Source organism: Holdemanella sp. (genome assembly GCF_056804935.1).
On sequence record NZ_DBMEXE010000036.1, the window covers coordinates 1 to 10,557 of the forward strand.

General features: G+C 33.3%; 8 protein-coding genes. 2 read left to right on the forward strand and 6 right to left on the reverse strand.

Annotated elements, in window-relative coordinates; translation table 11 throughout:
* The 5 genes from ACZQCL_RS03010 to ACZQCL_RS03030 form a co-directional block, all read right to left on the reverse strand.
* A partial coding sequence (locus ACZQCL_RS03010; RefSeq protein ID WP_482481813.1) for an ATP-binding protein occupies positions 1–1,030 on the reverse strand: 1,030 nt, incomplete at its 3' end.
* 221 nt (positions 1,031–1,251) lie between these two features.
* Positions 1,252–3,291 carry a sensor histidine kinase gene (locus tag ACZQCL_RS03015; RefSeq protein WP_482481814.1) on the reverse strand — a complete coding sequence of 680 codons (2,040 nt, stop codon included), beginning with the start codon at positions 3,289–3,291 and terminating at the stop codon, positions 1,252–1,254.
* Positions 3,288–3,989, reverse strand: a complete 702-nt coding sequence (locus tag ACZQCL_RS03020; protein WP_003865380.1) for a response regulator transcription factor — start codon at positions 3,987–3,989, stop codon at positions 3,288–3,290. Before ACZQCL_RS03020 ends, ACZQCL_RS03015 begins: the two co-directional genes overlap by 4 nt.
* A gap of 73 nt (positions 3,990–4,062) precedes the next feature.
* A complete protein-coding gene (locus ACZQCL_RS03025) occupies positions 4,063–4,596 on the reverse strand; it encodes a VTT domain-containing protein (RefSeq protein WP_288000809.1) in 534 nt (177 codons plus the stop codon).
* Between the two features lie 278 nt (positions 4,597–4,874).
* Entirely contained in the window at positions 4,875–6,200 is a 1,326-nt protein-coding gene (locus tag ACZQCL_RS03030) for an MATE family efflux transporter (protein ID WP_482481815.1), read from the reverse strand.
* 74 nt (positions 6,201–6,274) lie between these two features.
* Between ACZQCL_RS03030 and ACZQCL_RS03035 the strand changes: the two genes are divergently transcribed.
* Positions 6,275–7,411, forward strand: coding sequence for a PP-loop family protein (locus tag ACZQCL_RS03035; protein ID WP_333881409.1), 1,137 nt, complete (start codon positions 6,275–6,277; stop codon positions 7,409–7,411).
* A 97-nt stretch (positions 7,412–7,508) separates the two neighbouring features.
* A complete protein-coding gene (locus ACZQCL_RS03040) occupies positions 7,509–8,963 on the forward strand; it encodes a S10 family peptidase (protein ID WP_195836640.1) in 1,455 nt (484 codons plus the stop codon).
* Between the two features lie 209 nt (positions 8,964–9,172).
* On the opposite strand, the gene ACZQCL_RS03045 is transcribed toward ACZQCL_RS03040, so the two are convergent.
* Positions 9,173–10,351, reverse strand: coding sequence for a pyridoxal phosphate-dependent aminotransferase (locus ACZQCL_RS03045; RefSeq protein WP_482481816.1), 1,179 nt, complete (start codon positions 10,349–10,351; stop codon positions 9,173–9,175).
* Positions 10,352–10,557: the final 206 nt, after the last annotated feature.

Sequence of the window (10,557 nt, forward strand, 5' to 3'; positions counted from 1 at the left end):
TTCCAACATTAATGGTATATCCATTATATATGAGTTCATTGTACACAATATTTTCTAACAATTGTCCCTCATCGGGATACGCAAAATTTAATCGTGCATTTCTTAAACCTGTATCCACAAAATAGTATTTTCTTAAAGCACCAATTTCTTTCTTTCCACGAATGTCATAGCGATTCGCTTCTTGGAGAATGAAGGCATCCTTAAAATATTGAATATATTTTTCAATTGTTTGTGCATCAATGTTTTCATGTTTAACACTTTTAAATGTATTTGATAATTTTTTAGAATTCAATAATTCACCAGTCAAGTCACTTAGAATGGTACAGAGTTCATCTAAGGTTTCTGTCTTTTTTAAGTTATGATGTTCAATAATATCTTTGAAATAGGTTGTTTCAAATAATCCTTTTAAATATTGTTTCTTTGAATTTTCATCTGATAATACTGCAAGTGGCATGCCACCATACTGCATATATTCATATAAGGCATCTGTTTTAGAATCTTGTCTATAACTGAAAAACTCTTCAAAAGATAATGGATGCATATGGATTTGGCTAGCCTTGTCTCTAAATTCTGTCACAATGTCGGTTGACAACATTTTTGAATTGGATCCAGTAATGTAAAGGTCTATGTTTTTTTCATGAGAAAGTCCTAATATAACATCAACAAAAGAGATGGTTTCTGTATCTTTCGCTTTGGCTAATTTGATTTTTCCACCTGTTAATGCAGGATTAACAATTGTAAAAACACGTTGAATCTCATCTAAAATGACGTAACAGTCACTCTTATCTTTAGTGATAGAACGTACATACTTTCCTAGCTCAATGGGATTTCTTAAATGGGCATTCTTATCATCATCAAGTTCAATAAGAATTATATTTTCTTCAGGTACATTATTTTCTATAAGATAATCGGTGAATATTTCATGCAACAAATAGGATTTACCAGTTCTTCTTGGTCCAGTTATGACTTTTGGAAACCCGTTGTTCTTTAATGCGATAAGTTGATTTAAGTATTTAGTTCTTTTTATCATTTTGATCACCTTTTTTGTAGAATTCTACACTTTTTCTGATTACATTTTAAAATGATTTAAAGAATAATTCAATTTATAATCATTTTTTTTGTAGAATTCTACATTTTTTCTGACTATAAATTAATGATACACAGATAAAAAGTGGCCTGTATCCTTTACCTTAGGATTTTTGACCACTTTATTTTATCTACAATCATTTTTTCTGTAGAATTCTACATATTTTAGGATTTATGAAAACTTAAAATGGATTTGAAGAGATCCCCATCTGTTTCAATCATAAATGTACCATTTTGTACTTCTGTAAAACTCTTTACGATCGCAAGACCTAGACCGCTGCCAGCTTCATGCCTTGATTTATCGCCACGCACAAAACGTTCGGTAATATCACTATCAAAATCAAGCGGTTCTTTCGAAGTGTTTTTCATTATAATCACAACTGAATTACCAGTGTCTTTTACATCCAAGAATACACGTGTGTTTTCAAGAGCATACTTAGAAATATTGGTAAATAAGTTTTCAAAAATACGATACGTCTTATTTCCATCCAAACATACATGAATTTCTTTTTCTGGAAGATTTGTCACAAGCTGAAGATTTTTAGCTTGTAGAAGCTCTTCATTTTCTGCACATACCTGCTCCATGAATTCAATGATGTTGATATCTGAATATTCTAAATCAATATTACCACTATTGGCTTTGGATACTTCAAACAAATCTGTGATTAGAATGCTTAGACGATCGGTGTATTGATTCAATCGTTCTAAATAACTCTTTTTATCTTCTTCACTAATACTAGGATCATTTAATAACTCTACATAATTTTTAATACCCGTTAATGGTGTTTTTAAATCATGTGATACATTTGAAATTAATTCTGTCTTGAGATTCTGTGATTGTACTTGTTCTTTTACAGCTTGTTCAAAACCATCCTTAATTTGATAGATATTATTGTTTAAAGATTGGAATAAACCAGAATCTGCAGGCTTAATATTCTCAAAATTACCACTCGATAGATCTTCAGTCATATGTAATATGTCTTGGTATTGACTTTGCACATTTTTGATTTTCTTATAGCCCACAACACTAATGCCAATTAATGATATAACGACGATAAAGAAAGAGAAGAATGGAATGTTAAGCAATGATATAAACGCAAGAATCAAAATCAGACATATTGAGAAAATAATATACTTTTTAAGGATTTCATCCGATAAATCGGTTGAAATGATTTGTTCCACTTTATTTGAGAAATAAAGAATGAATTTTCCAATCCATGTTTTATGAAAGAACCAGTCTTTAACCGATGCTGTAAATTGACATTTTAACCAATATACGGATAAACCAATAAAGAATAAGGTGATAGACCACGCAAGAATATTCACTCCATATACGATAGGCTGACTCAATTCAATGTGATAACGATTTAGAATGTGTAAGAATGTACCTTCAATCGAATAGGTAGTTAATATGCATGTACCACTAGCTAGTAGGGCATCAATTGTTAGAAACAAGATAAATGCAGGTTCAAATAACCAGTTATTCACATGTCTAAAGATATAGGCTTCCTTTTCATACGCATATTTATTAAGGAAGACATATAGAGCGATAATGGCACTACAAATCAAGAAGGCTGTCATAAAGAAATAGGCGTATTGATCGGCATCTAAATCTAAGAAGTCAATTAGACTTGTATTATCATAATTTAAAACAGCTGGAATATAGAATGTTAATACGACATCACTTGGCATATGAAGTGTATAGCCTGGAAATGGCTTTCCATCACAATAATATGTGCCACCATAGTATTCATAATACTTTTCACTGTTATAGTTAATAAGATTCACAATATTATCCGTTACATTTAAAGTATTCGAATCCAAAGTGTCATAATATCTTGTATCTTTTTTCTTTACATTCACATTAAATTGTTTTGAAGTGATTTTATTGTTTACATCACACGTATAAAAGAAGTTTGGATCATTCTCAAAAATGTTTTTTGCGCTAGATAAAGATGAGTCTAACCCTTTTTTTATATCCTTTTGAATATCTTCCGGTGTATCTTTCTCAAAAGTAATATATTCATACTTTGGATCTTGTTCCAATTTTTTAGCAAGAATAAAAGCTGTAAGATTCTGCTCTAAAGTTTCAGGAAGCTTCGTTGGAGTAGCGGTAGAAACATTTGGATAAAAACTTGTCACTATACAAGAACTAATGATGCATAAAGCACATAGTATTGTTAAAAAAATATTTTTCTTTTTCATTGTATATTCTCCATTTTATAGCCCTGCCCCCATACAACCTTAATATAAATAGGTTTTTTAGGGTTGGCCTCGATTTTTTCACGTAATTTACGAATATGAACCATAATCGTTTCCGTGTTGATAGCTTCTTCCTTCCATACCAATTCATAGATTTGTTGGCTAGAAAAGACTTGTCCAGGGTGTGAAATCAATAGTTTTAAAATATCAAACTCTTTTGGCGTTAATTTAATATCCCTTGAATTTAACGTCACTCTTTTTGTCGTATTATTTAACACAAGATCACCAATCATATACTCATCTTCGTTCTTTGTCTCATTTTTTAGATTTAAGATTTGTTCATATCTTCTTAAATGCGAACGCACTCTTGCGACTAGCTCCATACTTTGAAATGGCTTGGTGATATAGTCATCGGCACCAATATTTAAACCTGTGATTTTATCGATATCTTCACTTTTTGCACTTAAAAATAGAATCGGAAAGTCATGATGTTTTCTTGCTTCCATGACCATAGAAATGCCATCCATAACAGGCATCATAATATCTACGATGGCTAAATGAATATCGTTTGTTTCAATCTTTTCTAAGCCTTCTTTTCCATTTGCGGCAAGAATCACATTGTAGCCTTGATTCTTCATATAAATTCCGATGGCTTCACGAATCCCTTGTTCGTCTTCTACCACTAATATTGTATGTTCCATAAAGTTCTCCTTTTAATTTAATAATGTAAATAAAATCCAATGCATGCACATAATATTCCAATGTATAACATAATTATAACCACCTTTCGATAATTTGAAACAATTGCGTAAGACCATAAGAATAGGCAATCAAAGATAATGGTTTACCCAAAAGAATGATCCAGACAAATTTTTTGAGTGACATATGTGTCAGTCCTGCAAGCATACACAAGAGATCATCAGGTGCACAAGGTAAGAAGATAGCTAACATAAAGAAGGTATCAAATTTATTTTGATCATATGTATACTTCATATATTTGTCGTAATCTTTCTTTTTACATAATTTTAGAATGATTCTATGACCATATTTACGAACAAGTAAAAAGATACATATGGATCCGATACAAATACCTATATAGTTATATATAAATCCATTGACTGCTCCAAAAGCTGTAATACCCAAGGCACTTGATGCACCACCGGGAATAATAGGAATGATCACTTGAATGATTTGTAGAAGAATAAAAAGTAGGGGTGCCAAAATTCCTGCCTTAGATAGTGTAGCTTGTAGAAGCTGTGGATTTGTGAAGTATCCTTGGGAAAAGAAATAAACACAAATAAGAATCATAAGGATCAATCCAAAGTGTGTTATGTTTTGTATGTTTTTATTTGTCATAAATTATCACCATGATTAATATAACGAATAAATATTAAGGTTCTTTAGTGATAAATCTTAAAGTTTTCTAAATAATTGAATTAAAAAGTTGGAAAAGTTGTCAAAAAGGCATAAAAAAGGTTGGAAAAGTGGATAAAATACAAAAATATGGGTTGGAAAAATAGTGTAAATTGTAATAAATGCTTTATATAAAATGAAAACAAAAAACTTGTGTCAATTATACACAAGTCTTATTCATAAGATTTGTATGTACGAATAAGCAATGGAAGTTCAGCCATCAACATACCAATCCATCCAGCTAGATATGAGTATGGTAAAGCCTCGATGCCTAGATGTAAGCTAAATACAAGTGGGGCAGCTACAATAACTCGAACTGTCATATTCACTAGACTTGAAATGAGCGTAATTTTTAAATCGCCAATCCCTCTAAAAAAGCCTTGGATTCCATTGGTGAAGGCAGGAAGAATATACATGATGGAAATTAAATGTAGATAAGTCACTCCATGCATAATAACTTCTTCATCTTGTACAAATAGACACATCAATGGTTTTGCGAAGATAAAACATACTAGAAAGATAAATATACCGTAGATGGATTCTAAAACCATTCCGCAACGAAATCCTTCCTGCATACGATTTTTCTTTCCGGCGCCCTTATTTTGTGCCATTAAAGCGGTCATAGAGTGAGCAATGTTTTGTTCCGGGGTATACGCAAAGTCATCAATTCGATTGACGGCCGTAAAGGCAGCTACAACCGATACACCCATCGTGTTGACAATCATTTGAATACCAAGCTTTCCTAGTTGTACAGTCGCCTGCTGCATTGCACTTGCCCAGCCATACGCAATGGTTCTTTTTAATAATGAAATATCAAAGATAAGCCACTTTTTACCCAGTTGTAGAAGTGGCACTTTTTTTTGTATATATAGAATACAGAATAGGCAACATAAAGCTTCGCTAATCACAGTAGAAATGGCACATCCTTTACTTCCTGCATGTAAAACGACCACAAAGAATAAGTCTCCAAAGATATTTAGAATGGAACTGATAATTAAGAAATATAGGGGTGATTTACTGTCGCCTAAAGCGCGTAGTGTACTCGCAAAAAAGTTGTATAAAAAGGTAAAGACTAAACCGGCAAAGATGATTTGGAGATAGGTAGTAGTCATATTGAAAATGGATGAATCTACCTGCATAAATTTAAGAATTTGTGGTGAAAAGAATATGCAGATCAGTGTTAATACAAGTGAAAATACAAGTCCTGCAAGCATAGTTGTGCTCATTTGACGAGCGAGTTTTTCTTCATCTTTAGCCCCATAATACATGCCAATCAATATGCTTGCGCCCATACAAAGTCCATTTAGAAATAGGATGAATAATGTCGTAATCGGATTACAAATTCCGACTGCGGCCAAAGCTTCTTTTCCAACAAAGTGCCCTACAATAATACTATCGACGGCATTATATGTTAATTGGAATAGATTGCCCAACACTAAGAGAATGGTAAAGTGAACTAACATAGGCATGATTTTACCTTGTGTCATATCTTGTGTCATAATCAAACTTCCTTTTTTTGTCCATATTTTGCGCTTTTTCATCCAAAAATTCAATATTATGTTAGAATAGTCTCATGAAAATTTCAGTAGAACAATTAAAACAATTAAATAAAGAAGAATATATCTTAATTGATATTCGTGATGCCGAAGAAGCTTTTAAAAATCCAATCGAGAACAGTATTGTATTAAGTGGAGAAAGTGCTTTGGAAACAGAATTTGATTCAACTAAGAAGATTATTGTCGTTTGCGCTCAAGGCTATGTCAGTGATATTGTTGCACAAAAATTGCAGGAAAAATATGAAGCGTATAGTGTAGATGGTGGGTATGTTTCGATCGTAATGGATAAGATGAACACAAATGTGTCGGATGATTTTTGCGCACAAGTCGAAAGAAGTATTATTAAAACGTATCGAAGAAAGATTTGGTCAAAATTTACCAAAGCCATCCGTGATTATGAGCTCGTCAAAGAAGGCGATTGTATTGCGGTATGTATTTCGGGTGGAAAAGATTCGATGTTGATGGCAAAATGTTTTCAAGAACTGCATAAACATTCACCGGTTCATTTTGATGTGAAATATATCGTGATGGATCCAGGCTATTCAAAAGAGAATCGCGAGGTTATTGAAAAGAATGCCAAAAAACTAAATATTCCAGTTGAAATCTTTGAGAGTGATATTTTTGACAATGTTTTTAATATTGAAAAGAATCCATGTTATATATGTGCAAGAATGCGAAGAGGTCATTTATATAACTATGCCAAGAATTTAGGGTGTAACAAAATAGCGTTGGGACACCATTATGATGATGTGATTGAAACCATTTTAATGTCTATGCTTTATGGGGGACAAATTCAAACGATGATGCCAAAGTTACATTCAAATAACTTTAAGGGTATGGAAGTCATTCGACCACTATACTTGATTCATGAAGATGATATTAAGGCTTGGGCAAAACACAACAATCTGTATTTCATTCAGTGTGCATGCAAATTCACTCAGGCTTGTGCCAATGAAACATGTTTAACACAATCCAAGTCAAAGCGTTTAGAAATGAAAAACTTAATCAAGGAATTGAAGAAAGTCAATCCGTTTGTAGAACAAAATATTTTTAAGAGTGTAGAAAATGTAAGTCTTAAAACCGTGATTGCCTATAAGGATGATCATGCAAGACATCACTTTTTAGATACATATGATGAAGAGGGAAATGAATAGTTTCTCTCTTTTCATTTTTATTTACAAAAATGTAATAATTTACATTGACTATTTTTCACTACGTTCTATAATGGAATTATTGTGGAGGAAACGAATTATGTATAAAACTGAAAGCTTTAAACCAGATACTTTTAAACCCGCTCGTTTTGAGTCGGATGGAAAAATTACATTGTCAGGAAAAGAAATTCCATATCATACAATTTGTGAAGACAATGTCATCTATGGACCAGATGGAAATCCAGTCGCATCAATTTTCACGTATGCCTATTTTAGAAGCGATGTAGAAGATACAGCTAATCGTCCTGTTGTCTTTGCGTATAATGGAGGTCCTGGATCAAGTTGTATGTATGTTCATGCAGGTTTTTTAGGAACGCGTCGTATGCAGTATGATGAGGTGGATCGTGAAAGTGCTTTTGGACCTTATAAAGTCATTGATAATCCAGATTGTTTGATTGATATTGCGGATATCGTATTGATTGATCCTGTTGGAACCGGATATGGTGTATTGATTGATGAAAGTAAGAAGAAAGATTTCTTTGGCATTGAACAAGATGCAGAAGCCCTATTGACAGTTCTTGAAGCTTGGGTTCGTCGTTATAATCGTGGTTTGTCACCAAAATATTTATGTGGCGAAAGTTATGGATGTACTCGTAGTGCAGTCGCTGCAGGAATTGCTGCCACAATGGGAAGAGAAAGAGGCTATGGTATTGCCTTTGATGGTATTGTGTTTATTGGAAATACGGTTACTGTAGGTAAATACTTTGGTGAAGGCTTACCTGTTGAAACAAGTGTATTGGGTTTCCCAACATATGCAGGGGTAAATTGGTATCATAATCATCCAACCGATCAAAGTGTAGAAGATTTTGTGAAAGAAGCAAAGGCTTTCGCAGATCATGATTATGTACTTGCACTTTATAAAGGAGAAGCCATTTCGGAAGAAGAAAAAGAACATATCTTAGAAAAAGTAAGTTATTATACAGGTGTTTCTAGAGAATACTTGATTCGTCATGGCTTAAAAATTGATGATGATGACTATCGTCAAGAAGTATTAAAGACAAAAGGAAAAGCTGTATCTCGTTATGATGGTCGTGTGACTCGTCCATTATTAGAGCCTGAACAAGATGAAATCAAAAAGGCATTGTGGGATGATGCGACAGCCGATCGTTATGATACATTCTTCTATGCTGCATTTACAGGAGATCTACTTCCAAAATTAAATGTAAAATTAGACCGTAACTTTATTCCAGGAACTGATTATTATATGCATTGGGATAAAGAAGAAAAGAAAGGTACAACCGCAGAAGAATTGCGTTATGCAATGACACGTCGTCCAGGAATGCGAGCATTCTTTGCGAATGGATGGTTTGATCTATGTACTGAATTTGGATATGCATGGCACACAATGGATCATGCAGGACTACCAAAAGATCGTGTATTCTGGAAAGGATACCAAAGTGGACATATGATTTATCTTGGTGAAGATAATGTTCATGAATTATGTTCAGATATTCGTGATTTTATTCTTGGTAAGAATCCTAAATCTCAATTTTAATAATGGCTCACTTCGGTGAGTCTTTTTTTCTTGTGATGATAAATAAAGGAAAAATAGTGAACTTTTAATGGAAGAAGTTGGCTTTTTGAAAGTCACAACGGAATCACCGAAATGTTTTAATGAAACATTTCTCATTTTCGTTAAATATGTGTGTTGAACATTTTTAAAATTCGTGAGTAATTGTGATAAAAGACAAAACCGTTGGATTACTACCCAACGATTTTCTTATAAGGCATTTTTGCATGCATATCTTTTAATCGATTTAATGCGGCAAGTAAAGTTTCATCTTTTTTTGCAAAGTGGAAACGAATATAGCGATTTTCCTTCTCTTTAAAGAAACTAGATCCAGGAACGGCCGCCACACCGACGTTTTTAATGAGATCCACACAGAAATCTAAATCCGAATCATAGCCAAACTCACTGATATCGACCATGACATAATAAGCGCCTTGAGGCTCTGTATGCGGAATGTTCAATTCTTTTAAGCCATTGATGAATAAATCTTTCTTATGTGTATATAGCTTTTGTAGTTCATCATAATAAGCATCACTAAATTCAAGCCCTACTACAGCTGCTTCTTGAAGTGGAGCTGCCGCACCAACGGTTAAAAAGTCATGTACTTTCTTGATTTGTTCGATGATATTTTCTGGGGCAATACAATAGCCTAAACGCCATCCTGTAATAGAATACGTTTTAGATAGGGAGCTACAAGAAATGGTTCTTTCAAACATACCAGGTAAAGAGGCAAAATATGTGTGTTTGTATGGTGCATATACAATGTGTTCATAAACTTCATCCGTAATCACATACGTATCATATTTTACGGCAAGACTAGCGATATATTCCAATTCTTCTTTTGAGAAGACTTTTCCACAAGGATTGCTTGGATTGCACAAAATCAAAGCTTTCGGATTTTGTTTAAACGCATTTTCTAATTCTTCTTTATCAAAGTTGAATACAGGTGGATGTAAAGGAACATAGATTGGATTGGCACCACAAAGGATGGAATCCGCCCCATAGTTTTCATAGAATGGAGAGAAAATAATCACTTTATCGTTTGGATCACAAACACTTATCATGGCTGCCATCATAGCTTCGGTACTTCCACAAGTGACAACGATGTTCTTGTTTGAATCTAAATCTAGATTCATGTATTTCGATTGTTTCTTGGCCAAGGCATCTCTAAAGTTTTGAGCACCCCAAGTAATCGCATATTGGTTATAATCTTCATGAGCAACTTCGCTTAAACGATTTAGAATTTCTTGTGGGGGATCAAAATCAGGAAATCCCTGCGATAGATTGATCGCACCATATTCATTTGCGATTCTTGTCATTCTTCGAATTACAGAATCCGTAAATGTCTTGGTTCTTTTTGATAATTCTTTCATAATCACACTTCCTTTTTTCATTTTTTTTGCATTGTATCATTTTTTTGTGAATTGTAAAATAAAATTGAGGTGATATTCGATGGAAAAATCTAAAGTATACTATACAGATTTTCATACCCGTAAATTAGGTGAGGGTCTACCTACAAAACTGCAATTGTTGGCTAAGAAAGCAGGAATTGCCAATTTGAATCTAGATGGAAAGTTTG